Source organism: Pseudomonas sp. RHF3.3-3 (assembly GCF_048069595.1).
In the GTDB taxonomy this organism is placed as follows: Bacteria; Pseudomonadota; Gammaproteobacteria; order Pseudomonadales; family Pseudomonadaceae; genus Aquipseudomonas; species Aquipseudomonas fuscovaginae_B.
Genome location: NZ_CP182250.1, coordinates 2,250,922 through 2,276,420, shown reverse-complemented (window position 1 = coordinate 2,276,420; position 25,499 = coordinate 2,250,922). Strand labels below are relative to the sequence as shown.

24 protein-coding genes are annotated in these 25,499 nt (G+C 65.0%); 16 read left to right on the top strand and 8 right to left on the bottom strand.

Features of this window, described 5'->3' with window-relative positions:
* Nucleotides 1-4 precede the first annotated feature (4 nt).
* From ACMGT0_RS10490 to ACMGT0_RS10445, 10 genes are all read left to right on the top strand, one after another.
* Nucleotides 5-1,999, top strand: coding sequence for a GumC family protein (locus ACMGT0_RS10490; protein ID WP_416772492.1), 1,995 nt, complete (start codon nt 5-7; stop codon nt 1,997-1,999).
* Nucleotides 1,999-3,189, top strand: coding sequence for a glycosyltransferase (locus ACMGT0_RS10485; protein WP_416772490.1), 1,191 nt, complete (start codon nt 1,999-2,001; stop codon nt 3,187-3,189). The genes ACMGT0_RS10490 and ACMGT0_RS10485 overlap by 1 nt, the downstream gene beginning before the upstream one ends.
* Entirely contained in the window at nt 3,179-4,513 is a 1,335-nt protein-coding gene (locus tag ACMGT0_RS10480; protein WP_416772488.1) for a beta-galactosidase, read from the top strand. Before ACMGT0_RS10485 ends, ACMGT0_RS10480 begins: the two co-directional genes overlap by 11 nt.
* Nucleotides 4,510-5,730 carry a glycosyltransferase family 4 protein gene (locus tag ACMGT0_RS10475; RefSeq protein ID WP_054061496.1) on the top strand — a complete coding sequence of 407 codons (1,221 nt, stop codon included), beginning with the start codon at nt 4,510-4,512 and terminating at the stop codon, nt 5,728-5,730. Before ACMGT0_RS10480 ends, ACMGT0_RS10475 begins: the two co-directional genes overlap by 4 nt.
* Complete coding sequence (locus tag ACMGT0_RS10470) at nt 5,721-6,821, top strand: glycosyltransferase family 4 protein (protein WP_054061493.1); 1,101 nt, start codon at nt 5,721-5,723, stop codon at nt 6,819-6,821. The genes ACMGT0_RS10475 and ACMGT0_RS10470 overlap by 10 nt, the downstream gene beginning before the upstream one ends.
* Nucleotides 6,821-8,209, top strand: a complete 1,389-nt coding sequence (locus tag ACMGT0_RS10465; RefSeq protein ID WP_416772486.1) for an O-antigen ligase family protein — start codon at nt 6,821-6,823, stop codon at nt 8,207-8,209. Before ACMGT0_RS10470 ends, ACMGT0_RS10465 begins: the two co-directional genes overlap by 1 nt.
* A complete protein-coding gene (locus ACMGT0_RS10460) occupies nt 8,206-9,027 on the top strand; it encodes an acyltransferase (protein ID WP_054059648.1) in 822 nt (273 codons plus the stop codon). Before ACMGT0_RS10465 ends, ACMGT0_RS10460 begins: the two co-directional genes overlap by 4 nt.
* 9 nt (nt 9,028-9,036) lie before the next feature.
* A complete protein-coding gene (locus ACMGT0_RS10455) occupies nt 9,037-10,461 on the top strand; it encodes a lipid II flippase MurJ (RefSeq protein ID WP_416772484.1) in 1,425 nt (474 codons plus the stop codon).
* A gap of 3 nt (nt 10,462-10,464) precedes the next feature.
* On the top strand, nt 10,465-11,391 hold the full coding sequence (locus tag ACMGT0_RS10450; RefSeq protein ID WP_054060349.1) for a glycosyltransferase: 927 nt from the start codon (nt 10,465-10,467) through the stop codon (nt 11,389-11,391).
* Between the two features lie 151 nt (nt 11,392-11,542).
* Nucleotides 11,543-11,875, top strand: coding sequence for a hypothetical protein (locus ACMGT0_RS10445; protein WP_416772482.1), 333 nt, complete (start codon nt 11,543-11,545; stop codon nt 11,873-11,875).
* Nucleotides 11,876-11,926: 51 nt separating this feature from the next.
* On the opposite strand, the gene recR is transcribed toward ACMGT0_RS10445, so the two are convergent.
* From recR to ACMGT0_RS10425, 4 genes are all read right to left on the bottom strand, one after another.
* Nucleotides 11,927-12,529, bottom strand: a complete 603-nt coding sequence (gene recR / locus ACMGT0_RS10440; RefSeq protein ID WP_054060348.1) for a recombination mediator RecR — start codon at nt 12,527-12,529, stop codon at nt 11,927-11,929.
* Nucleotides 12,530-12,663: 134 nt separating this feature from the next.
* Nucleotides 12,664-13,002: a YbaB/EbfC family nucleoid-associated protein gene (locus tag ACMGT0_RS10435; RefSeq protein ID WP_054060347.1), complete on the bottom strand. Its 339-nt coding sequence runs from the start codon at nt 13,000-13,002 to the stop codon at nt 12,664-12,666.
* 63 nt (nt 13,003-13,065) lie between these two features.
* A complete protein-coding gene (gene dnaX, locus ACMGT0_RS10430) occupies nt 13,066-15,168 on the bottom strand; it encodes a DNA polymerase III subunit gamma/tau (protein ID WP_416772480.1) in 2,103 nt (700 codons plus the stop codon).
* A gap of 209 nt (nt 15,169-15,377) precedes the next feature.
* Nucleotides 15,378-17,078, bottom strand: coding sequence for a putative bifunctional diguanylate cyclase/phosphodiesterase (locus ACMGT0_RS10425; protein WP_416772478.1), 1,701 nt, complete (start codon nt 17,076-17,078; stop codon nt 15,378-15,380).
* 427 nt (nt 17,079-17,505) lie between these two features.
* On the opposite strand from ACMGT0_RS10425, the gene ACMGT0_RS10420 reads away from it, so the two are divergent.
* Complete coding sequence (locus tag ACMGT0_RS10420; RefSeq protein WP_054056846.1) at nt 17,506-17,820, top strand: helix-turn-helix domain-containing protein; 315 nt, start codon at nt 17,506-17,508, stop codon at nt 17,818-17,820.
* A 6-nt stretch (nt 17,821-17,826) separates the two neighbouring features.
* On the opposite strand, the gene ACMGT0_RS10415 is transcribed toward ACMGT0_RS10420, so the two are convergent.
* On the bottom strand, nt 17,827-18,822 hold the full coding sequence (locus ACMGT0_RS10415) for a DMT family transporter (protein WP_416772476.1): 996 nt from the start codon (nt 18,820-18,822) through the stop codon (nt 17,827-17,829).
* A gap of 106 nt (nt 18,823-18,928) precedes the next feature.
* On the opposite strand from ACMGT0_RS10415, the gene ACMGT0_RS10410 reads away from it, so the two are divergent.
* The 4 genes from ACMGT0_RS10410 to ACMGT0_RS10395 all read left to right on the top strand — a co-directional run bounded on the left by ACMGT0_RS10410 (nt 18,929) and on the right by ACMGT0_RS10395 (nt 22,322).
* Nucleotides 18,929-19,804: a LysR family transcriptional regulator gene (locus ACMGT0_RS10410; RefSeq protein ID WP_416772474.1), complete on the top strand. Its 876-nt coding sequence runs from the start codon at nt 18,929-18,931 to the stop codon at nt 19,802-19,804.
* 84 nt (nt 19,805-19,888) lie between these two features.
* Nucleotides 19,889-20,791 (top strand): DUF2167 domain-containing protein, encoded by a 903-nt coding sequence (locus ACMGT0_RS10405; RefSeq protein ID WP_416772472.1) that lies wholly within the window; start codon nt 19,889-19,891, stop codon nt 20,789-20,791.
* Between the two features lie 161 nt (nt 20,792-20,952).
* On the top strand, nt 20,953-21,498 hold the full coding sequence (locus tag ACMGT0_RS10400; protein WP_416772470.1) for a kinase inhibitor: 546 nt from the start codon (nt 20,953-20,955) through the stop codon (nt 21,496-21,498).
* A 2-nt stretch (nt 21,499-21,500) separates the two neighbouring features.
* Nucleotides 21,501-22,322 (top strand): helix-turn-helix transcriptional regulator, encoded by an 822-nt coding sequence (locus ACMGT0_RS10395; protein ID WP_416772469.1) that lies wholly within the window; start codon nt 21,501-21,503, stop codon nt 22,320-22,322.
* A gap of 138 nt (nt 22,323-22,460) precedes the next feature.
* On the opposite strand, the gene ACMGT0_RS10390 is transcribed toward ACMGT0_RS10395, so the two are convergent.
* Genes ACMGT0_RS10390 through ACMGT0_RS10380 form a run of 3 tightly spaced genes read right to left on the bottom strand, consistent with a single transcriptional unit; the run spans nt 22,461 to nt 24,316 of the window.
* Complete coding sequence (locus tag ACMGT0_RS10390; RefSeq protein ID WP_054063898.1) at nt 22,461-22,769, bottom strand: YciI family protein; 309 nt, start codon at nt 22,767-22,769, stop codon at nt 22,461-22,463.
* Nucleotides 22,770-22,795: 26 nt separating this feature from the next.
* On the bottom strand, nt 22,796-23,425 hold the full coding sequence (locus ACMGT0_RS10385; RefSeq protein ID WP_054056853.1) for an FMN-dependent NADH-azoreductase: 630 nt from the start codon (nt 23,423-23,425) through the stop codon (nt 22,796-22,798).
* A 57-nt stretch (nt 23,426-23,482) separates the two neighbouring features.
* Nucleotides 23,483-24,316: an alpha/beta fold hydrolase gene (locus ACMGT0_RS10380; RefSeq protein ID WP_416772468.1), complete on the bottom strand. Its 834-nt coding sequence runs from the start codon at nt 24,314-24,316 to the stop codon at nt 23,483-23,485.
* Nucleotides 24,317-24,443: 127 nt separating this feature from the next.
* Here ACMGT0_RS10380 and ACMGT0_RS10375 point away from each other — a divergent pair, with 127 nt between their 5' ends.
* Nucleotides 24,444-25,442, top strand: coding sequence for a GlxA family transcriptional regulator (locus ACMGT0_RS10375; protein WP_054056855.1), 999 nt, complete (start codon nt 24,444-24,446; stop codon nt 25,440-25,442).
* Nucleotides 25,443-25,499: the final 57 nt, after the last annotated feature.

The window sequence follows — 25,499 nt, the reverse complement described above, 5'->3', positions numbered from 1 at the left end:
AGACATGATCAATATCCGCTCCTTCCGCGATTTGTTGCGCCTGTTCTTCATCTTCAAGCACGAAGTGAAAATCACCGTGCTGGTGACGCTCATCATCATCCTGCTGGGCGCCTTCCTGCTGCCCAACCGCTACGAGTCCACCGCATTGCTGCTGGTCAAGCCGGGACGCGACACCAGCACCCTGCCGATCGAGATCTCCGATCGCCAGGCGACCATCATTCCCAGTGCCCAGCGCGATCCGATTCTCGACGAGGAGCGCATGCTCACCGGGCGCCCGATCGCCCGCCTGGTGGCCGAGCAGTACCTCAACGAGCTGTCCAGGATGCCGCCACAGGAAGGCTTCCTGGCGACGGTCAAGACCCTGGTCAAGAGCACCGTGCAAGCGCTGGCCGATGCCGGTCGCGGGCTCCTGCAACTGCTCGGGGTGGTGGAGAAGCAGACCCCGGTCGAACGCCTGGCCGACCAGTTGCTGAAGAACTTCAGCGTGACCCACGCCCCCGGCTCTTCGGTCATGGAAATCAGCTTCACCTGGAACAACCCGGCGGTGGCACAGACCATCGTCCAGAGCTGGATCGAGCAGTACGAGCAGGAACGTACCCGCAGCCTCGGACGCAAGAGCCTCTATACCTTCTATGAAAGTGAAAGCAAGGCGACCCAGGCGCGGATTCTCGACTACAAGAAAAAGATCGAGGCCCACCTCAACGAACTGGGGGCGGTGAGCATCTCCGAGCGCCTGAACGATATCTCACGCAATCTCAACAACCTGCGCGGCGAACACCTGAACACCACCCGTGCCGTGGCCTCGACCCGCAGCGGCCTGGAGCGGATCCAGGCGCAGCTCAACAGCATGAAGAAAGAAATCAGCATCGGTCGGCAGATGAGTATCAACCCCGACCGCCAGGACCTGCAGCAACGGATCAACTCCAAGCAGATCGAACGTCAGGAAATGCTGCGCACCTTCAAGGAAGGCGCGCCACCGGTGAAGGCCATGGACACCGCCATCGCCAACCTGGAGAAGCTGCTCAAGGCGCAGAATGCGGTGGTCCAGCGCTCCGACAACCTGGCCCCGAACCCGGTCTACACCCGCCTGCAGAACAGTTTCGCCGACCAGCAGGCCAGCCTCAGCCGCCTGCAGACCCAGGCCGCGCAGCAGAAGACCCAGCTTGAACAACTGGAACAGGACCGCCGCCAGGCCCTGGCGCTCGAACCGGAGATGTCGCGCCTGCAACGCGAACTCGATGCCGCCGAGAAGAGCTTCGCGCTGTACAGCGAGAGCACCGAGAAAGCCCGCATCGACCGCGAACTGGACAAGAGCCGGATCAGCAACATCGCGGTGATCGAACAGGCCACCCTCAACGAAGCCCGGGTTTTCCCCAAGAGCCTGAGCATGATCCTGCTGGCGATTCCCCTGAGCCTGGCCGTCGGCCTGCTGGCGCTGTATTTCTTCTATCTGCTGGACCAGCGTATCCACGACGGCGACAAGATCGAGTCGCGCTTCGGGGTCAAGGTCTGGACCAGCCTGCAGGACATCAGCGACGACAACCCGCAGCGGCGTACCGCCTTCACCGCGAGCATGTACCGGCTCTACGGCGTGCTGCCGCTGGAACGGGTCGCCGAGCACGGCCTGAGCATCGGCCTGACCTCGGCCCGCCGCGGCGAAGGGGTCACCTTCGTCATCGAACACCTCGGCGAACTGCTGCGCCAGCGCGGCCACAACGTGCGGATCGAAGGCGATGGCCCGGCGCAACCGGGGGAGATCCTGCTGCTCAATGCCGGCGCGTTCTTCTCCAACCAGGAAGCCTTCGTGATCCTGCGCCAGGCCGACCTGATCACCCTGATCATCGAAGCGGAAACCACCACCGTGCCGATTCTGGAAAATGCCCTGACGACCCTCAACACCGCCTTCAAGCGGGTCGACGGCATCATCCTCAACCGGCGCCGCTTCGAGATTCCGGAGCGGGTTCTCAACACCCTGGCACGGTTGCGGAGTCACGCCTGATGCATATCGCTCTGCTCGCGCCCCTGCCGCCGGAACAGAACGGCATCGCCGACTATGCCGGCCACCTGAAGACGGCCCTGGAGAGCCAGGGCGTGCGCGTCAGCACACCGCTGGCCGGGCTGGGCAACGACCCGCAGCGGGCGGTCCGGGCGGTGGCCGACCACGACTGGCAGGGCATCGACCTGGTGCACGCGGAAATCGGTGGCGGCCGGCTCGCCGAGTTCAGTGCACTGAAGGCCTTGCGTGCACGCTTTGCGCGGTTGCCACTGACGGCCACCATCCACGACCCGGAACGCCTGGTCTGGCGGCGCGAACGCCTGCCCTGGCCGCTGTCACTGGCCAGCCGCCTGCCCTCGCCCCTGCCGCAGGTGGCCACGGTGCTGGCCGACCCGCTGTGCCTGCGCGAGGAACGGCAACTGGCCCGCAGCCTGACCCGGCTGATCACCCTGACCCGATCGGGCAGCCAATGCCTGCGCCAGCGCATGGGCCTGCGCGGCGAACAGATGGCGGTGATCCCCCACGGCAACCTGGCCATCGAACCCGCGCCGCTGCCACCGCTGGAGCCGCTGAAATTGCTGTATTTCGGCTTCATCTACCGCGGCAAGGGCATCGAGGACCTGCTCGACGCCCTGGCGATCACCCTCACCCAGCAACCCGAACTGCGCAGCAGGCTGCGCCTGACCCTGGCCGGCGGCAGCGAACCGGAAATGGCCTTCGGCCCGTCCGGCAGCTACCTCGATCAACTGCGCCAGCACATCCGGCGCCTCGGCCTGCAGGACAGCATCGACTGGCAGCTCGACCTGCCGGCCGCGGACATCCCCCAGGTGATCCAGGCCCACCACGTGATGGTGCTGCCCTATCGCGAGTCGAGCAAGCTCAAGCTGCTCGGCCAACTGCGTGGCACCAGCGGCGCCTTGTCCTGGGCCGCCGCCTGCGGGCGCGGCGCGATCACCTCCGACGCCCGCTCGTTCGCCGAGGAAGTCGCCCAGGGCAACGGCGTGATCTTTCCCCAGGGCAACGTCACCGCCCTGGCGGCCGAGATCAGTCACCTGTGCGCCAGCCCGGAACTGGCGATCCGCTGGGCCGAACACGCCAGCATGATCGGCAACCAGCGGGTCTGGAGCCAGACCGCCAACCGTTTCCTGCAGGTGTTCGAGCAGGCCTGTCGAGGGCATGAAAATGTGGCGTAAACCGATTCTCTGGGTGCCGTTGCTGGTCGCTCTGGCCGGCGTCCTCAGCAGCCTGCAGTGGCGCGACACCGATGCCCAGTCCTCCTCCCAGGTGCTGCTCAAGGCGCCGCGGGCAATCGAGTGGAAGGACTTCCTCGGGGTCAATGTGCAGTTCCAGTATTTCGAGCCGGATATCTACCAGAAGCAGATGAGCCGGCTCGACGAGCTGGGCCTGAACTGGGTGCGCCTGACCATCCACTGGCCGATGATCGAGCCGCAGCAAGGGGTCTATGACATCGCCGCCCTCGATGCGGCGATGAAGCAGATGCAGGCGCACAACTACAATATCCTCGCCTACCTGGTGGGCTCGCCGGCCTTTGCCAGCAGCGCACCGGCCGGCGCCAGCAATACCGACCAGTACCCGCCCAGGGACTTCAACCTGTTCGCCGATCGCATGGCGACCCTGGTCGAACGCTATCCCCAGGTGAACACCTGGCAGGTGTGGAACGAGCCGAACATCATCTGGCTACCCAAGGAAGATCCCACCGCCTACTACCAACTGCTGACCACCACCGCCAGGGCGATCCGCGCGAAGGTCCCGGGCAAGCCGGTGGCCACCGCCGGCCTGGCCTACTACAGCCAGATGCACAGCACCCCGGGGCTGATGCTCGACAACCTGGTCAGCCAGGGGCTGGCCAGCCAGAACCTCATCGCCGCCTACCACCCCTATTCCGAGCTGCCCGAGGGCGACAGCGCCACGGCCAGGGACTTCCTGACCAAGGGCAACAGCCTCAACAAGTCGCTGCACGGCGCCGGGGTATCGCAGGTATGGGCCACCGAATGGGGCTGGTCGAGCTATGCCGGGCCCAGGGAAATGCAGGCGCTGATCGGCATCTCCGGCCAGCAGGACTACACCCTGCGTCGCCTGGCCCTGATGAGCGCGATGGACTACCAGCGGATCTTCCTGTTCAACCTCAGCGACCTCGACGCCCGGGCCACCCCGCGGGATCAGTTCTACGGCCTGGTAGACCTCGACGGCGAACCCAAGCCGGTCTATACCGCGCTGAAGAACTTCCTCGAAGTGACCGGCCCGAAACTGCAACCGGCCGACACGCCCAACCTGCGCAATGCCCCCGACGACCTGTTCAGCGTCACCTGGACCCGCAACGACGGAGCGCGCGTGTGGATGTTCTGGAGCGCCAGCGGCAGCAGCCTGCAGTTGCCCGGGGTCACCCAGGCAGCCCTGTACGATCCACTGGCCGGCAGCCGTACCGACCTGAGCGACGGCCAGGCCGTCACCGTACCGCTGAAAACCAGCCTGCAACTGTTGGTGTGGTCGCCATGAAGATACTCTGGACTCTGCCCTACCTGCCCTGGCCCACCACCAGCGGCGGCAAGACCCGACAATTCCACCTGCTGCGCAGCCTGGCCGCCCGTGGGCACCGGATCACCCTGCTGGTGCAGTCCAAGAGCGCGCTCGACGAGGCCACCCGCCAAACCCTGCTGCCGCATCTGGAACGACTGATCGTGGTGCCGCGGCGGCCGCTGCGCAGCCTGCGCACACTGCTCACCGCGCTGCTCGCGCCCTACCCGATGCTGGCCGCCGTCAACGGCTCGGCGCCGCAGTTGCAGCAGCAGTTCCGCCAGTTGCTGGAGGAACACTGGGACGTGATCCAGATCGAGCACAGCTACAGTTTCCAGCCGTTCGAGCAACCACTGATCGACAGCGGGCGCGACTTCATCCTCACCGAGCACAATGTCGAGTCGGCCCTCGGTGCGGCCAGCTACGACCGGCTGCCCGGCTGGCTGAAACCCTTCACCCTGTACGACCAGTGGCGCTACCGGCGCTGGGAGGCCCGGGTGTTCGGCCAGGCCACCGAGCTGGTCGCGGTGACCCACGCCGATGCCGATGTTCTGCACGGACAGACCGGCAAGCCGGTGGCCGTGGTGGTCAACGGCGTCGACACCGGCCATTACGCCGGCGTGACCCCTGACCTTGCGGCCCAGCGCCTGCTGTTCATCGGCAACTACGAATACAGCCCGAACCTGGATGCGGTGGAGTGGGCCCTGGAGGAAATCCTCCCGGCACTCTGGAAGCTCAATCCGCAGGTACGCTTCGCCATTGCCGGCTACGGCCTGCCGGACGCCTGGCGCCAGCGCTGGAGCGACCCACGCATCGAGTGGCAGGGCTTCGTGCCCGACCTGCGCACCCTGCAAAGCCGCGCCTCGGTGTTCTTCGCCCCGTTGCGCCAGGGTGGCGGCTCCAAGCTCAAGGTGCTGGAAGCCATGGCCGCCGGCCTGCCGGTGGTCACCACCGACCAGGGCAGCTCGGGCCTGAAGGTCGAGAACGGCCGCCACTACCTGGGCAGCGAGGACCCGCAAGTGCTGGCCCGGATACTCGCCGACGCCCTGGCCGACCCGGCGCGCCTGCAACAGATCGCCGACGCCGGCCGGGCCTACGTCAGGGCCGAACACGACTGGGCCGTGGCCGCCGCACAGCTCGAAGCGGTCTACACCCGACTCCCACAGCTCAAGAAAGAAGAAGTGTCCGTATGCGCATAGGCCTGGATTACCGCCCGACGGCGGGCTACACCCAAACCGGCATCGGCCGTCAGAACCTGGCACTGGAAGAGGCCCTGCGGGCCAACCCCGCGGTGCAACTGCAACTGTTCGGTGTGGCGCCCTATGATCATCCGTTGCGCCGCCGCGTTCATTGCCCACGCTGGGAGGCGCCGCTGCAAGGCATTCACCGGCTGCCCCTGCGCCTGAAGTTCGAAGCCGGCTTCCTTCCCGGTGCCCTGCGCGAGGCCGGGGTGGAAGTCTATATCTGCAACTTCAACATGGGCCTGCCCCTGGGCCGCAAGCCGGCCGGCATGCGCTATGTGCTGCAACTGCACGACCTGTTCCAGCTGACGCTGCAGAACAGCCACGGCTCGCAGATCAAGAGACGGATCTATCGCGCCACCGACCGGCTGTCGATCGGTCACTCGGTGAAGGTCGCCGACCGGATCTGGACACCCTCGCAGTACACCGCCGACGAACTGGTCAAACTGTTCCCGCAGGCCCGCGACAAGGTCCGGGTCCTGCCCAACCTGGTCGATGGTTTCAGCGGCGAGCCGGCCGACATCACCGACCTGCAGTTGCCGGAGCGCTACTGGCTGGCAGTCGGGACCCGCGAGCCGCGCAAGAATATCCCCTGGTTCGTCAGTGCCTGGCAGACCGCCCGCCAGCAATCGGACCAGGTCCCGGAACTGGTGCTGATCGGCGACCCCGAGCACCTGCCCTCGCCGCTGCGGCACCTGCCGGGGCTGCACTACCTCAGCGGTATCAGCGATGCCCAGTTGCACGCGGTGTACCGCCAGGCCCAGCGGTTGTGGCAACCCTCCTACGCCGAAGGGTTCGGCCTGCCGGTGGTCGAGGCGCTGAGCGTCGGCACGCCGGTCGCGGTCGCCAGCGGTTCGTCGCTGGATGAAATCACCCCGCCGCACAGCCCGCGCTTCTCGCCCACCGACAGTCCGGCACTGACCGCCCTGATGCTGAGCCTGGCCGAGGCCCCGGCCGAAGATTCCGGCGCCTTGCGCGAGTGGGCCGCCCGTTACGCCACGGCCGCCTACCGGGAACGCTTCAACCAATTGCTCGGGGAGCTGCAATAATGCCGATCGCGATGCCCATAGCACTGCTGTTCAGCCTGGTCTTCGGTGTGCTGGTCTGGCTGCTGCCGGCCTTCAAGGTGCTGATAGTGCTGGTCGGTATCGCCGGGATCGTGACGATCATCCGCCACCCGCTGTGGGGCCTGTTGCTGTTCAGCGTACTCGCCACCTTCCTGCCCTACTCGACGGTGCAGATCGGCATCCGCACCACGGTGTCCGAGGCGCTGATCCTGCTGGTCTGGGGCAGTGTGCTGGTGCAGGCCATGTTCAACAACCTGCCGGACAAGCCGCCGTTGCTGCGTACCGAGCGCCTGCTGGTGGCGTTGATGCTGTTCAGCGCCTTTCCCTTCGTCGTCGGCCAACTGACGGTGAACGCCGAAGGCAACGGCCCGGTGAACTGGATCCGCTGGTTGCTCAACCTCTCGGTGCTGTTCCTGGTGCCACGCCTGCTGAATACGCCGAAGGCCCGCGAACAGGTGGTGACCGGCCTGCTGCTGGGCACCCTGATGATGCTCTTGCTGTCGATCCCGGTGTTCCTCAAGAACGGTACCGCCACCAGCATGACGCCGATCCTGGAAAGGCTCGGTTATGGCGGTATCGCGGTGCTGGGCGACAGCCTCAGCGCGATGTCCAATCGCATGGGCTCGCCATGGATGCACCCCAACGTCACGGGCGGCGCCATGGCCCTGCTGCTGCCAGTGGCCTTCTGCTTCGGCCTGACACGGCAGGGCTGGCCACGGGCGCTGGGCTTCGCCGTCGCCGGCCTGGGCGCGGTGGCCCTGCTGCTGAGCGGCTCGCGCGGCGCGCTGCTGAGCCTGATCGTGGTGCTGATCTGGCTGGCGCGCAAGCGCGTGCCCTACACCGGTCGCCTGCTGATGGGCGGCGTGGCCTTCGGCGCCCTCCTGCTGATGTTCTATCCGCCGCTGCAGGATCGCCTGCTGACCCTCTTCTCCACCAACGATGCCAGTACCAGCGTGCGCTTCGACGAGTACGCGCACTTCCCGCAGGCCATGGCGATGTTCCCCTTCGGTATCGGCTTCAAGACCGAGCCCCCAGTGCCCGGTACCGGCCTCTGGGGGATATCCAACCTGTGGCTGAACTTCATCTACAAGCTCGGCATTCCCGGCATGCTGCTGTTCGTCACGGTCATCTGGAACTGGTGGCGGGAAACCCGCCCCCACCAGGAGACCATCCGCCTGACTGCGGACAATGCCCTCTGGCTCGGTAGCACCGCCGGCCTGGTGGCCGCCCTGCTCAGTGGTATCTTCGACCACTATTTCAGCTTCACCCAGGTACTGATCGCCCTGTTCTGGCTGCTGCTGGGCCTGAACCTGCACGAAGCCCGACGCCTCAAGCCCAAGGCCTCGAGCCTTTCTGGAGCCCGCCCATGAAACACCGTATGTTGCACTCGCAGAACCTGCGAGAGGCCCTGCCCGAATATGCAGAGAAGATGGCCGTCAGCCTGGAGGAACTGCAAGCCGCCTATGAGTGGATGCTGGAAAACGATGTCTGCTTCGAACAACCGCTCAAGGGCAACGTGCTGTGCTTCATCAGCTACCTGAACATCGAACCACGTATCGAAAACCCGCTGGCCCGGCGTTTCTATGCCCTGCTGGGGCGCGAGATCAAGGGCGCGCTGATCCCGCTCTACGGCATCAACTGGCCGACCCTGCGCGACCGCATGCTGCGCTGGTGGGAACTGGCCTACAACATCCTCATCTGCAAGATCCCCAGTCACACCCTGCGCCTGCTCTGGCTGCGTCTGGGCGGGGCGAAAATCGGCAAGGGCTCGACGGTCTGGCGCAACACCGAGGTGCTGGGTGTCGACAGCCTGCGCATCGGCAACGACAGCACGGTCGGCTGGCACTGCCAGCTGGATGCCCGCGGCGGACTGATCATCGGCGACCACGTGACCATTGCTTCCCACGTACTGATCATCGCTGGCGGGCATGATGTCCACGCGCCGGAATTCTGGGCGGTCGGTGGGCCGGTGTATATCCGCGACTATGCCTGGATCGCCAGCCGTGCGCTGCTGTCCTTCGGTGCCGACATCGGCGAGGGCGCGGTGGTCGGTGGCCAGTGCGTGGTGTCCAAGCCGATTCCGGCCTACGCCATCGTCGGCGGCCCGGATGCGGCGATCAAGGGCGAACGTTGCCGTGGCCTCAACTACAAGGTGGGCGGCAAAGGCCTGTTCACTTTGTTCCACTGAGCCACGCCGATGTTCGGATCGACCCTCTGGCTGACCCTGGCGACCCTCACCGGCCTGGCCGCCGGTTTCGCCCGCGAATGGCTGCTGGTGGCCGCCTGGGGCGCCGGTGGGCGCAGCGACAGTTTCCTCGTCGCGCTGTTTCTGCCGGAAGCCCTGCGCATGGCGCTGGCCGCCGGCCTGCTCAGCGCGGCGGCACTGCCGCTGTACCAGCAACGCTCGGTTGGCGACCAGGCCAACTGGCTCGGGGCGCTGGCGCCGCGCCTGCTGCTGGGCGGCGTGCTGGTGGGCGGCGTACTCAGCGTCGGCGCGCCGCTGTGGGTCCGACTGATCGGCCCCGGCCTCGACAGCCAGGGCTATCAACTGGCCAGCGGCAGCCTGCACTGGCTGGCCTGGTGCGCGCCGGGCTTCATCCTCCATGGGCTGTTCTGCGTGCCCTTGCAGGCGCGTTCGCGCTTCGTCCTGGCCGGGCTCGGCTCACTGCTGTTCAACCTGCCGCCGGTACTGTACCTGGCCATTCTGCGCCATGCGGCGACGCCGACCGGCCTGGCCGGCGCCTGCGTGCTGGGCAGCCTGCTGATGCCGACGGTGCTGCTGCCGTCGTTGTTGCGCAGCGGCTGGAAACCCTGGCAGGCGGCACACGCCCCCGGTGCCGGCCGCGAGTTGCTCAAGCAGATCGGCCCGCTGCTGAGCAGCAACCTGGCGAGCCAGGGCCTGGCCCTGCTGGAACGGATGGTCGCCTCGCTGCTGGGTGAAGGCGCGGTCACCTGGATCAACCTGGCGCGCAAGCTGATCAACCTGCCGCTGATCGCCCTGATGAGCCTGAACCAGGTACTGCTCGGACTGATGAGCGGCAGCGCCGGCAGCGAGCGTCTGTCGTTGCTGCGCAAGGGCCTGGCCAGTGCCACCCTGCTGACCCTGCCGGCCGTGGCCGGGTTGATCGGCGCCGCCGCCGCGCTGGTCAGCCTGCTGCTGCCCAACCAGGCCGCCGACAGCCCGCTGCCGGAACTGCTGGCGTGGTTCGCCGTACCGCTGATGTTCGGCGCCTGGAACGCCCTGCTCGCCCGCTACGCCTACGCCGCCGGCGATACGCGCATGCCGCTCAACTGCGAACTGGCCGGCAGCCTGCTCAACGCCCTGCTGCTGGCAGTGCTGCCGTATGTCTTCGGTCTGGTCGGAATCGCCCTGGCGGCCGTCTGCGGCGTGATCCTCACCGGCCTGCTGCTGATGCGCCGCCAGCAACTGCTGGCCGAAGTGCCCTGGCGCAGCCACTGGCTGCTGGGGCTCGGCGTGATGATCAGCGCCGCCCTGGTGCTGCACCCTCTCTCGGGGACCTGGCTGCAACTGGGCCTGAGCACCCTCTACAGCCTGGCGCTGCTGATCGCCCTGGCCTGCTGGTTGCGTCCCTGGCGGCCGGCGGCAATTCCTGGAGGCTGAACCATGTCGACTCTCAAAGTGGCCTGTGTGATCCCGACCTATAACGGCCGTCGGGACCTGGAACGCCTGCTCGACTCCCTCGACCGCCAGACGGCGGTGTTCGATACCCTGATCGTGGACTCCAGCTCCAGCGACGGCACCTTCGAGCTGGCCGAGTCCCGCTGCCCCAATGTCCTGCGCATCGACAGCAGGGACTTCAACCACGGCGGCACCCGGCAGATGATGGTCGAGCGCCACCCGGAGTACGACGTCTACGTGTTCATGACCCAGGATGCCTACCTGGAAGATCCCGAGGCACTGGCCAACATCGCCTGGCCGTTCACCGACGAACGCATCGGTGCGGTCTGCGGCCGGCAACTGGCACACCTGGACGCCAGCCCGCTGGCCGAGCACGCGCGGCTGTTCAACTACCCGCCCACCTCCCAGGTCAAGAGCCTGGAGGACGCGCCACGCCTGGGCATCAAGACCGCGTTCGCTTCCAACTCCTTCTGTGCCTACCGGCGCCAGGCACTGGTGCAGGTCGGCGGTTTCCCACAGCACGTGATTCTGTCCGAAGACATGTACGTAGCCGCGAAGATGCTGCTGGCCGGCTGGAAAGTCGCCTACGAGGGCAGCGCCTGCTGCCGGCATTCGCACAACTACACCCTCTGGGAAGAGTTTCGCCGCTACTTCGATATCGGCGTGTTCCATGCCCGCGAACCGTGGATTCGCCAGGCATTCGGCGGCGCGGGCGGCGAAGGCTTGCGCTATGTGCTGTCCGAGCTGAAATTCCTCGGCCCCAGGCGCCTGGCGGCCTGGCCTGGCTCGCTGCTGCGCAATGCGGTGAAGCTGTTCGCCTACAAACTCAGCCAGCAGGAGCGCTACCTGCCCAAGGGCCTGAAGAAAAGCCTGGGCATGTACAAGCGCTACTGGGACGGCCCCTATGCCTGACCGGACAAGCCACTGCCGCCCTGGCGACTTTTCCGATAGATATCAGGGAATCGCCTCAATTGACCCGCCAGCCAAATAGAGCGAGTTTTTGAAGTGTCTTTTATCCGGGCGATGGCGCCCGGAGCCTGGACCTTCGAGGACAAAAAATCACATGGAAGTCGAGCTCAAGCGCTATGTCACACCGCACCTGCAACCTGCCTACCGGTGGCCGGACAACCACGATCCCGTGCAGCCATCCGCCGGTCCCGACAGCCTGGCCAAGCAGAACGCCGCCTCTGGAGGCAGCACCCTGGAACCGCGCATCACCGAACTGGAAACCCGCTTCGAATACATCCACCGTGACCTTGGCGAAGTGCGCAGCGATGTAAAATCCATCCGTGCCCGTCTGGCCTACATGGCTGGCGGTGCGACCCTCCTGGGCACGCTGGTGGCCTGGGTGGCCAACACCCGCCTGGACCAGATCATGCTGTTGCTGACGTCCTGAAGCCGACAGCAACACCAGGCGTGTCGCCCCTCATCGGGACGGCCGCTGCCCTTACAAGGTGATCGGTTTACGACCGGCGAACGAATGTGCCAGGGTGCCGCCGTCCACCAACTCCAGCTCGCCGCCCAGCGGCACGCCATGGGCGATACGCGAGGTGACCAGCCCCTTGTTGGTCAGCAACTGGGCAATGTAGTGCGCCGTAGCCTCGCCCTCGACCGTCGGGTTGGTGGCGAGGATGACCTCGGTGAAACTGCCCTGCTCTTCGATCCGCGCCAGCAGTTGCGGAATACCGATAGCCTCCGGGCCGAGGCCGTCGAGCGGCGACAGGTGGCCCTTGAGCACGAAGTAGCGACCGCGATAGCCGGTCTGCTCCACCGCATAGACATCCATCGGCCCTTCGACCACACACAGCAGGCTGTCGTCACGCCGAGGGTCGGCGCACTGCGGGCACAGGTCGTCCTCGGTCAGGGTGCGGCACTGACGGCAGTGCCCGACCCCGTCCATGGCCTGGGCCAACGCCTGGGCCAGGCGCGCACCGCCGCTGCGATCACGCTCGAGCAGTTGCAGGGCCATGCGCTGGGCGGTTTTCTGGCCGACACCGGGCAGAACCCGGAAAGCGTCGATCAGTTGGCGAATCAGGGGGCTGAAGCTCATGGGCGATAGGTCCGACAAAACTGCGAGAGGCGGTTTATACCCGCGGCTCCGGCCAGCGTCAAATACGCCGGCCGCGAGCCCCGGAAACGACGATGCCAGGCGTCAAGCCTGGCATCGTTCAACAGCAAGCGGCCTTAGAATGGCAGCTTGAAGCCCGGTGGCAGTTGCATGCCAGCGGTCATGCCGGACATCTTGTCGGCGCTGTTGGCTTCGATCTTGCGCACGGCATCGTTGACCGCGGCGGCGAACAGATCCTCCAGTACTTCACGGTCGTCATCGCTGACGCCTTCGAGCAGGCTCGGGTCGATGCTCACGCGCTTGACGTCATGACGGCCGGTCATGACCACGCTGACCATGTCGCCGCCGGCCTTGCCGGTGACTTCGGCGTTGGCCAGCTCTTCCTGCATCTTGGCCATTTTTTCCTGCATCTGCTGCGCCTGCTTCATCAGGCCGGCCATGCCACCCTTCATCATGGGAATCACCTCAAAGTTGCTTGGACAAGCGGTGCGAGGCGGTTGCCTCGCACCTTTCAGTTATTAGCCCTGGGTCACCAGGGCATCGACAGGTTCAATAGTATCGTCACGGACCACCGCGCCGAACTGTTGCATCATTTGCTGGATGAACGGATCGGCATGAATCGAGGCGATGGCCTCGTTCTGTCGCTCGTGCCGACGACGCGCGGCCGCCTGGGCCGGGGTTTCCTGCTCGGGCTTGATCAGCTCGATGCTCAGTTTCAGCGTGCGCCCGTGATACTGGTTCAGCGCTTCATTGAGGCGCCGTTGCTGCGTCGGGTTGAACAGGGCGCTGTGGGCCGGGTCCAGGTGCAACAGCCAGTCGTCACCGTCGACCGCGATCAGCGTGCAGTTGGCGGCGATGCTGCCGGTCATGCCGGAAATCGGCAGTTTCGGGAACAGCTGCAGCCACTCCAGGGCCAGGCCGGTTGCCGGTTGCGCCGCGGGCAGCGGTTCGGGCTCGGGCTGCGGCTCCAGCTCGGCGGCGTGTTCGGTCGCCAACTCATCCAGGTAGCTGTAGGCCGAATCCATGTCCGGCTCGATGTAGTCTTCGTCCAGCGGCGGCTCATCGTCGCGATCGGGGCCCGCCGCGCTGCTGCTCATCGGCTCTGGAATCGACTCGGGGATCGGCGCGGCCGCCCATTCCGGAGCCGTTGACTGCGCATGCGGCGCTTCCGGTTGTTCGGCAACGACCTCCGGCACCGGCTCTTCGACCGGCTCGGGCTCGGGTGCCTGCGGCTGTGGCGCAGCCTGGGCAGGCTCATTCCACGGCAGGTCGATTTCCTCGACGGCCGCAGCAACGGGCTCGGGCTCCGGCTCGCAGGCAACCGGCTCGGGCTCGGGCTCGGGTACAGCCTCGACCACCGCAGCCGGGGCCGGTGCTGGCGGAGCCGAGGGGGCAACTGGCGCGGCAGGCGTCTCGACCACGGGAGCAACGGCCGCCGGCGCGGCAGTGGCCGGCCCAGCCACCTTGCTCGCGGAATCAACTGTGGCCTGGCTGATCCCCACTGGCTTTAGTGGCTGCCTGGGCGCCGCGGCGCTGTCGGCCGGGCGGAAGGCGAGCATCCGCAGCAGGACCATCTCGAAGCCACCACGCGGATCCGGTGCCAGCGGCAGGTCGCGCCGACCGATCAGGCCCATCTGGTAGTAGAACTGTACGTCCTCGGCCGGCAGCGCCTGGGCCAGGGCCAGCACCCGGTCGCGGTCGCCATGGCCGTTGTCGACACCCTCGGGCAGCGCCTGGGCAATCGCCACCCGGTGCAGCACATTGAGGATTTCCGAAAGCACGCCGTTCCAGTCCGGCCCCTGCTCGGCCAGGTGGCGCACGGCTTCGAGCAGCGCCTTGGCATCGCCGTCGATCAGCGCATGCAGCACATCGTAGACCTGGCCATGGTCCAGCGTACCGAGCATCGCCCGCACATCACTGGCCAGGACCTTGCCTTCACCGAAGGCGATGGCCTGGTCGGTCAGGCTCATCGCGTCGCGCATCGAACCGTCGGCCGCGCGCCCGAGCAGCCACAGGGCATCGTCTTCGAACGGCACGTTCTCGACCCCGAGTACATGGGTCAAATGCTCGACCACCCGCTCCGGGGTCATGTTCTTCAGGGAAAACTGCAGGCAACGCGACAAAATCGTTGCAGGGAGTTTCTGCGGGTCGGTGGTCGCCAGGATGAACTTGACGTAGGGAGGCGGCTCTTCCAGGGTTTTCAGCAAGGCGTTGAACGAGTGGCTGGAGAGCATGTGCACTTCGTCGATCAGGTAGACCTTGAAGCGCCCGCGGCTCGGTGCGTACTGCACGTTATCCAGCAGCTCGCGGGTATCCTCGACCTTGGTCCGGCTCGCGGCGTCGATCTCGATCAGGTCGACGAAGCGCCCTTCATCGATCTCGCGGCATACCGAACAGGTCCCGCAGGGCGAGGAAGTGATGCCGGTCTCGCAGTTCAGGCACTTGGCGATGATCCGTGCGATGGTGGTCTTGCCCACCCCGCGGGTGCCGGTGAACAGATAGGCATGGTGCAGCCGCTGGCTGTCCAGAGCATTGATCAGCGCCTTGAGCACATGGGTCTGGCCGACCATTTCGCGGAACGAGCGCGGACGCCATTTACGTGCAAGAACCTGATAACTCATCGATAACCGTCGCATCTGGAAAGCGGAAGACCGCTAATGCTAGCGGAGCAGGGGGGAAATTGCATCCAGCGCGGTTCTCTAATCTGTCCTGGCTGCCCGACCCGCAAAGCGACTATATATGAGGCGTGCCGCTGCTGATGCCTGCTGGCGATCCGCCGCAGGCGGCCAGCCAGTCAATTGCGTGGCCGTTATCGCCAGCAAGCCAACGCCTACACGATGTCGGGCGCTGTACGCCACAGTGGCGAGGGAACGAACCCGGCGACCCAACCCGGCACCGCCTGCGCCGCCATCGGTCGGGCAATGAATCCACCCTGCGCCACGTCGCACCCCAGGCTGATCAGCAGTTGCCCCTGCTCGGCCGTTTCCAGCCCCTCGGCAATCACCTCGCGGCCAAACGCCCGGGCCAGGCCGATGATCGCCGTGGTCAGGGCCAGGTCATCCTGGTCGTGGAGAATATCGCGAACGAAGGAGCGATCGATCTTGATGGTCTGGGTCGGCAGGCGCTTGAGGTGGCTCAGCGACGAATAGCCGGTGCCGAAATCATCCAGGGAAAAGCGCACCCCCAGCGCCTGGCACGCCAGCAGGCACTGGCTCACCCGCTGGATGTTCTCGATGGCCACCGATTCGACGATCTCCAGGTCCAGCATCTGCGCCGGCACCTCGGCATAACGGGCCAGCAATGCCTGCAGCCGCGCCACGAAATCCGCGCGCTGGAAGTGCCGCGCCGCGATGTTCAGGCTGACCGGCCAGTGGTAGCCCACCCGCCGCCAGGCCTGTATCTGCGCCAGGACACCATCGATGACCCATTCGCCGATCTCGCCGATCACATCCGTCTGCGCCACCAGCGGCAGGAACTCGTGGGCTTCGAGCAGGCCGCGTTGCGGATTCTGCCAGCACACCAGCGCCTCGAAACCGAGCACCTGGCCGGTACGCAGGTTGACCTTGGGTTGATAGACCAGCCGCAGTTCATCGGCGGCCAGGGCCTGGCGTATCAGTTCAACGGTCTGGTAGGTGGCCCTGATCTCCTGGTCCAGCGACACATCGAACAGGTGGAAGCGGTTGCGCCCGCCCTGCTTGGCCATGTACATGGCCTGGTCGGCGTGACGCAGCAGGGTGTCGGCATCCTCATCATCTTCCGGGAACAGGGTCACGCCGATGCTGGCATAGACGTGGAGTTCCTGCCCGCGAATCGAGTACGGCGCCGAGATCGCCCACAGCACCCGCTGCAAGGCGGCGCGCAACGCCTGGCTATCGTGCACGTAGCGCAGGATCAGCACGAACTCATCGCCCGCCAGGCGCGCCACCACATCCTCGCCGCGCATGATCCCGCGCAACCGCGCGGCGACTTCCACCAGCAACGCATCGCCGCAGGCATGCCCGTAGCTGTCGTTGACCGCCTTGAAGCCATCGAGATCGAGCATGCACACCGCCAGGGGAATCCGCTCGCGCCGGGCGAAGTCCAGGGCCTGGTTCAGCAGTTCGGAGAGAAAGGCCCGGTTGGGCAGGCCGGTCAGCACGTCATGGCCTACGCGCCACTGCAAGGTCTGCAGCAAACGCTGCTTTTCACTGACATCGAAGCGGATCGACATGTACTTGCGCACCTGCCCCGTCACATCATCCAGCAGCGGCACCATGGTGCTGTCTAGCCAGAACAGCGAGCCGTCCTTGGCGCGGTTGCACACTTCGCCCTTCCATACCTGCCCACGGGTCAGGGTGCGCCACATGTCGTCAAAGAATTCGGTCGGGTGAAAGCCGGAATTGAGCATCCGGTGGTTCTGCCCCAGCAGCTCCTCGCGGCTGTAGCCGGAAATGGCACAGAACGGCTCGTTGACGTAGGTGATCCGGCCGTTCAGGTCCGTCTCGGAGAAAATCGCTGCTGCATCCACCACCTTGCGGTACGTCTCGTCCATGAGTCAGTTCACTTGGGCAATTCGGTTGAACCGCTCGACCGGGCATCCGCCCCCGCAGAGACCAGCACCCGTTCGCCACCACAGCCGAGCCCGCCCCCACAAAGGAGCAATGCACGCTGTTCGGCAGAACTTCGACGAAGATCAACTAGAGTTAAACCGAGGTTGTCAGCAGATCGAAGCATGGACCGCTGAAACCCGCAAAATAGACACCCGAAGGCTCGGTTTGGCGCGCCTGGCATGCCGCCCGGGGAAATACAAGGATTTCCCGGCTTGCAAAACGGCCGCTTCAAACCCGATCACCAAAAATCTGTCCGATCCGCCGATTCTACGAATTACATCACATTATGCAATAGAAGGTGATGAATCATGGTGTTGCCTAATGCAAAGATTTATCGTTAAGTTCTTGATTCTAAATGGGAATTGAGCGATGGAAATTTCAAGTTTGGGTATGGCCATTAGACGCTATCGCAAGGTAGCGGGGCTGACTCAGGCTGAACTTGGCGAGAGAACCGGTTTTGACCCCAAAACCATCAGCCGCTTCGAAACCGGCAGCTACACCCCAAGCGTGGACGCGCTGTTTCTGTTCGCCGATGTGCTGGGGGTAAAACTGAAAGTGTTTTTCGCGGATATGGGCGACGAGGACGAGCAGCGTGCCTACCTGTTCGGCGTCATTCACAAAGCCCCCTCAAAGGACCTGGGAAAACTGATCGCCGCGGTCGATCTCGCCTTGTCCAAGCCCTGAATCACCTCACTTCAGGTCCGCCCCACGGGGCCGGACCTGGGGCACAAGCTCCTCCGACGCCATCCCACGGGCACCCTCGCCCCTGTGGGGACGGGCTTGCCGTGGCACCGAACCGCCGCGAATCGTGTCCCCCTTGCGCCCTTCCAACTGCAACGCCAGCACGCTCCCCAGCACGATCGCCCCACCCAGCAGCACCATCGGCGATACGCCAACCCCCAACACCAGCGCCGCCATCACGATCGCCACCGGTGGAATCAGGTACAACGCAACCGCTGAACGGCTGACCGCCGAATGCGTCAGCACATAGGCCCAGGCCAGGTAGGCCAGGGCGCTGGGAAAGATCCCCAGCACCAGCACCGCGACATTCACCCGCAGCGACGCCTGGGTCACCGCCTGCCCCAGCCCCGGCAGATAGACGCACAGCAGCAGCGTGCCGGCCCAGACCATGTAGCACACCGTGGTCAGCCCGCTGTAGTGATGGGCGTAGTGTTTCTGCAAGGCGAAATAGATGCTCCAGGACAGCGCCGCCAGCACGATCAGGAACCCCTGGGGATTGAACGTGCCAATCCCGCGATCCCCCCAGATCACCACCAATACCCCGACGAACCCGGCAAGCACGCCCAGCCAGCGCCAGCCGCTCACCGACTCCCTGAGCCAGAAATACGCGATCAGCGTACTGAACAACGGCGTCGACTGGGCCAGCACACTGCCCGCTCCCGGCGTGACCCATTGCTGGCCATAATTGATGCTGACGTGATGGAGGAAAATCGCGAAAAAACCCAGCACGAACAGCCACGGCAGATCGCGCAGGCGGGGCAAGGCGATGCCCTTTGCCAGCGCCACGCCGGCCATGAACAGCGAGGCGATCAGAAACCGCAGCAGGGCCAGGTGCCCCGGGCTGTAGTTTTCCAGGCCGATGTGGATACCGGTGGGCGAATAGGCCCAGCAGAGAATGACCGAGGCGGTGGCAAGGGAAACTTTTATCGAAGACAGGGCTTTCACGGCAGGACGACATCCAAGATGATCTAGGGAATGCCTCCAGTCTCGAGCGGCCTGGCGATCAGCACAATTGACGAATATTGAGACGAGAATTCACCGGGAGTGAATCATGGAACTGGCGCAAATGCGCATGGTTAAAGCCGTTGCCGAAACCGGCAGCATCGCCCTCGCCGCGCAACGGCTGCATTGCGTGCCGTCCAACATCACCACGCGCATCAAGCAACTGGAAGGCGAACTGGGCACCGAACTGTTCGTGCGCGCCGGGCGCGGCCTGAGCATCAGCCCGGCCGGACAGATTTTCCTGGAGTACTGCGCGAAGATCCTCAACCTGGTGGACGAAGCCAAGCGTGCCGTCGACGCCAACACCCGCCCTTGCGGGACCTTGCGCATTGGCGCCATCGAGTCCTGCGCGACCGTGCACCTGCCGGCGCTGCTCGCCGAGTACCACCAGGCCTACCCCGAGGTCAGCCTGGAGCTGATCACCGGCACCTGGACGCAGTTGATGGAGGACGTCCGCCAGCGCCGCCTCGACGGCGCCCTGGTGGCCGTCGACATCCATCACCCGAAAATCGCCAGCGCTGCGCTCTACCGCGAGAACCTGGTGCTGATCAGCGCCGCCGGCAGCCCAGCGATCCACAGTGCCCATGACCTGCTGGGCCGCACCCTGATCATGTGGCCCAGCGGCTGCCCCTATCGCGCTGCGCTGAAGAACTGGGTACAGGAACACGATCGCAACCCGCCGATCGCCAGCTATGGCAGTTGGGGCACCATCATTGGCTGCGTGAACGCCGGGGCCGGCGTATCGCTGGTGCCGGAAGGCATCCTGCGCCGCTTCGAGCAATCGACGGGGCTGGCGACCTATCGTTTCGACGAACTGACACCGGTGCAGAACAGCTTCATCTGGCACAAGGAAACCACCCGCCACCCAGCCCGAGAGGCCTTCGCCCGGCTGTTGCAGGAGCGCCTGGAGACCACGCCGCAGTAGGCTGTGGACACGACAATCTGGCGATTGACCAGTCCTTTCGGTTATCCTGCCCGACCAAATTAATTCAAAATGTAAGGGACTACGATGAAACACCTGCGCCAGTTGTTGGTGGCAGTGTTGCTCAGCGCGACCACTTTGCCCGCCATTGCCGCCAACACCCCCGCGCCTGCACCAACCGCCAGCGAGCAGCCGCACCAGACCGCCGAACAATGGCTGGCCACCCTCAAGCAGCAGCACGGCAACATCACCCTGCCCAGCGGCATCGCCACCCTGCAGCTCAACAAGGAGTTCTACTACCTGTCGCCGGACGACACCGAGCGGCTGCTGACCGAAGCCTGGGGCAACCTGCCAGGCCACAAGACCCTCGGCATGATCATCCCGACCGCCGTCAGCCCGCTGGCCGACAATGGCTGGGGCGTGATCATCAGCTACAAGAACGACGGCCACATTTCCGACGATGACGCGGCCAAGATCGACTACGCCGACCTGCTCAAGCAGATGCAGGCCGATGACGAGGAAGACAACAAGGAGCGGCGCAAGCAGGGCTACGCCGGCCTGACACTGCTGGGCTGGGCCGAGCCCCCGAGCTACGACCAGGGCACCCACAAGATGTACTGGGCCCGCGAGCTGAAGGCCGACGACGCCGACCAGACCACCCTGAACTACAGCATCCGCGTGCTGGGTCGCGAGGGCGTGCTGGAACTCAACGCCGTGGCGGCGATGGCCGACCTGCAGACCATCAAGCAGGAAACGCCGAAGATCCTCGCCTTCACCAACTTCACCGACGGCAATCGCTACGCCGACTACGACGCCAAGACCGACAAGCTGGCGCCGTACGGCCTGGCCGCCCTGGTCGCCGGCGGCATCGCCGCCAAGGCCGGCCTGTTCGCCAAGATCGGCGTAGCCCTGCTGGCCTTCAAGAAGTTCATCATCCTGGGCCTGGTGGCCATCGCCGGCTTCCTCGGCAAACTGTTCAAACGCAAATGATCCTTCCGGCAGCCCGCCTCCCCCTGTGGGAGCGGGCTTGCCCGCAGAAGCCCTCACCCTGACACTACCCGAGCGTTTCGGCACAACACCCGAGCGCCGCGGCACAACACCGGCTTGCGCCACCCCATAGACTCGCCTTTCCACCCAAAGACGAGACGCCCATGAAAATCCCCTTCCTCCTCGCCGCCCTCACCATGAGCGTTGCCGCCCAGGCCGCCGACTTCACCGTCAGCAGCCACGACATCAGCGACGGCAAGCCACTGACCAGCCGCGAAGTCTTCCAGGGCTTCGGTTGCACCGGCGGCAACACCTCGCCGCAACTGGCCTGGCAGAATGCCCCGGCGGGCACCCAAAGCTTCGCCATCACCGCCTACGACCCGGACGCCCCGACCGGCAGCGGCTGGTGGCACTGGACCGTGGTCAACCTCCCCGCCACCACCCATGAACTGCCTTCCGGCGCCGGCAGCAAGGGCGGCCAGTTGCCCGCAGGCTCCGTGCAGGGGCGCACCGACTACGGCCAACCCGGCTTCGGCGGCGCCTGCCCACCGCCAGGCGATAAACCGCACCGTTACCAGTTCACCGTGTGGGCCTTGAAGACGGATAGACTGCCGGTCGACGAACAGTCCAGCGGCGCCCTGGTAGGCTACATGCTCAACGCCAACGCCCTGGGCAAGGCCACCCTCACCGCCACCTACGGACGCCCGTAACCATGCACGCACCTGCCGGCCCCCAGCATCGCGAAAGCCGCCTCGGCACCAGCGTAATCCAGGCCCGCCAGCCCCATGCGCTGCAGCGGGTGCCGATCTTCGTCACCACCCTGTGCCGGATTCGCCAGGGGGAAAAGCTGATGAGCTGGGACGACCGGCAGATGCGCGTAGGCTCCAGGCACCTGATCCTGCTGCCGGCGGGGCGTGAACTGGCGATCAACAACTTTCCCGGTACGCAGGGTTACTACATCGCCGACACGGTGAGTTTCCCCACGGAACTGCTACGCGCCTTCAGCGCTCGTCACGGCCAGCAGATCAACACCCTGCCCGCCCAGGTCGGCCCGCAGGAACTCTGCGTACCACTGGACCGGCACATCACCGGTGCCTGGGAAAGCCTGCTGGAAGCCATCAACACCGACGCGCCGGAGGCCTTGCGCATTCATTACGCCGAAGCGGTGCTGCTGGCGCTGACCCTGGGCGGCTGGGCCGGGCCGGTACTGCTGGACCGCCGCGACCCGCTGTGCGAACGCGTGCAGCAGATCGTCATGAGCGCTCCGGCACGGGACTGGACGGTGGCCGATGTCGCCGAACGCCTGCATCTGGGGGCCTCGACCTTGCGGCGCCAACTGGCGAACGAGGACGACAGTTTCAGCAATATCCTGGAAAACGTCCGGCTGGGCATGGCGCTGCACTGGCTGCAGACCACGCCAAGGCCGATTGGCGAGATTGCCGCGGCGAGCGGGTATGCCTCGGCGTCACGCTTTGCGGTGCGGTTTCGCAAGCATTACGGGTTGTCGCCGAGGGAGTTGCGGGCGGCAATCTAGGCTATGTACGAAATCGCTTGAAACTTGGTTATGCAGCGTTAAAAACCGGCTCGGAATGCTCATTTACTCCAGTAAACTCCGCTTCCTCGCCGGTTTTTGCCTTGCCTAACCTGCGTTTCAAACAATTTCGTACACAGCCTAGACCGCCCTGGCCTCCGGCGCCCACTGTTCGGGAAAGCTGCTGGAACGGATCGCCGGCTCGCAGCAGCGAATGTCGAAAGTCACCAGTTGGTAAACAACGAACGGATCCTCGGCCAGCATCCGCTCGATATCGGAAACACCCTCTCCCTGCGCGAGGATGAACCCGCCGCCCTGCTGTTGCAGTGGCCCGGCCACCAGGATGCGGCCGGCCTTGATGAACTGCACCAGCCAGTCCTTGTGAGCATCCAGATGAGCCTTGACCTGCTCGATCGGACGAGTGTAGCTCAGCGTAATGGCAAATAGCATGGGTCTATCCTCATCAAGGTGTGGAGTCAGGCGGAAACCGGCAAACCGCTCAGCACATCGGCAATGGCCAACCTGGCCCGTGTGATCCCCTGCTGTCGTACCTGGTCGCCTTTCGACGCCCCTTCGGCACGAACAAACTGCACATCGCCAATCCCCAGGAAACCGAAGAACGCCTTGAGATAGTTCTCCTGGAAGTCCATGTGGGCGAAAGGGCCTTGCGCATAGAAACCGCCGCGCGCCGAAACCACGATCACCCGCCTGCCGGCCGACAGGCCAACCGGACCGTTTTCCGTGTACTTGAACGTGCGCCCCACCTGGGCAATGCGGTCCAGCCAGGCCTTTAACTGGCTCGATAGCGAAAAGTTGTACATGGGCGCGCCGATCACCAGCAGGTCGCTGTGCAGAAACTCGGTCACCAGCGTTTCGGAAACCTGGTGCTCGCGCACCGTGGCCTCATCCCACTCGCCGCCCCCCGGCTGCCGGAACCCGGCGGCGATGGCACCGTTCAGGTGACGGACTTCGTGCTCGGCCAGGTCGCGGTACGTGACCCTGGCAGTGGGATGGCGGGCACGCAGTTGCGCCACAAGCTCGGCAGACAGCTCGCGCGTCACGGAGCCCTCGCCCAGGATGCTGGAGTCGATATGCAGAATGTTCATTCACACCTCACGTTCATCGGTTGGGTTATCCCGTTCTCCAGGTTTCCCTGAAACGGCTCACTGGCCGGCCTCCCTTGCCGCTCGATCGATCAAACCGGCCACCGCATCGGGGTGGGAAAGCAACGACAGGTGGCTGGAATCGACTGAAGTGATCCTGGCGCCCATTCGCTGGGCGAGGGCTTGTTGCACATCCGGGCGCAGGGCCTGGTCACTTGTCGTCTTCAGGTACCAGCTCGGCTTGTCGTGCCACGCCGCATGCCGGACCTTGCCGGCAAAGCTGGCGACGGCGATCGGTTGCTGGGTCGCGGCCAGCACCCGCACCTTATTCAGCGGCAGGTCAGCGGCCATCACTTGCTGGAACACCTGCGGATCCTCCAGCCAGATCAGCCCCTCGCTGTCCGGCGTCAGGCCATCCATCGGCGCCTTGAATTTTTCCAGCAGGTCCGCCACCGATTCGCCGCTGTCGGGTGCCAGGGCGGAGAGATAGACCAGGCCTTTGACATTGCTGGCATTACCCGCCTGGCTGATCACCGCGCCGGCCCAGGAATGCCCCACCAGCAGCACGTCGCCCTGTTGCCGCCGCAGGACGCGCACGGTGGCGCCGACATCGTCGGCCAATGAAGTCAGGGGGTTCTGCACCGCCGTAACGTGGTAGCCCTTGGCTTGCAGCCGGGAGATAACCTGCGACCAACTGGAGCCATCGGCAAAGGCACCGTGCACCAGCACGATATTGCGCACACTCCCCGCAGCGGGTGCGGCGCTGACCGGCGCGCCGCTGAAGAGCACCGTCAGCCCGACCGCGGCTGCCAGGCGCCCCAGCCATTTGAAAGAGTGAGGCCCATTGCCAACCTGAAGCCTGGTGGAACGATGTGAACACATGAACCCATTCATGACGCAGTGCCTTGATCCGTTGATGGGAGCCAGTCTATCGAGGCACTTGCAACGACAGCAGATGGCAAACAAGCCATGTTTCATGCAAAACTCGCCAAACCTGTCACCTCACCGAGCCACCTTTCCCATGCGCATTGCGATTGTCGCGGTAGAAGGCAGTTTGCTGTCTGCGATCACCGGCCTGGCCGATCTGTTCTGGATCACCAACCAGGCCCTGCGCTCACCGCCGGAGGGAACGGTGGCAAGCCTGCCGGATCCAGGCCGGGTGGAATTCCAGACCACCATCGTCAGCGCGGATGGCCAGGCGCTGCGCGATCCCCAGGGTCGCCTGATTCCGGTGGACGGTTCATTCAATGACTTGGCCCGGTGCGATGTCGCCCTGGTCACCGGCATGGCGCTGGGTGCCGACAAGTTGCCACCGCTCTCGGACTCGATTCGCCAGGCGGCGGGCTGGCTCAAGGAACGGCATGAAAATGGTGGGCTGGTGGGCGCAGCCTGTGCCGGCACCTTCGTGTTGGGCGAAGCCGGACTGCTTGATGGCCGACGCTGCACCACCACCTGGTGGCTGCACCATGCCTTCAAGCAGCGTTTCCCCAAGGCCCGGACCGTGTGGGGCACGGCGGTCGAAGAACAGGATGGCATCATCACCACCGGCGGCCCGTTATCCTGGGTCGACCTGGCGCTGCATGTCATCCGTCGCCAGGCCGGCCCGGCGGTGGCCAAGTTGGCGGCCGATGTTTCGGTGGCCGACAGCCTGCCGCTGCCCCAGGCCATCTATGCGCCGCGAGGTTTTATCAACGCGGCCGATCCCCTGCTGCTTCAGGCCGAACAGATCGTCCGCCATGCCCATCCGGGGATAACTGCCGAAGGCTTGGCCAATGCCCTGAACCTGAGCGAAAGAACCCTGCACCGGCGCCTCAGGGAACTGAGCAACGAGTCGCCCAAGACCTTTATCACCCGCGTGCGCATCGAAACGGCCTGCGTGCTGCTGGAAACGCCGGGGGCCAGCGTCAAGCAGGTGGCGCTCAAGTGTGGGTACAGTGAGGAAACCTCGTTCCGCCGAGCTTTTATTCAACTGACAGGGATGACGCCAGCGGATTACAAGCGCTGGGCGAGTGGCCGTTAAAACACCCCGATCACCCCCCCCACTGTGGCGAGTGGACTTACCCACGCTCGACGGCGT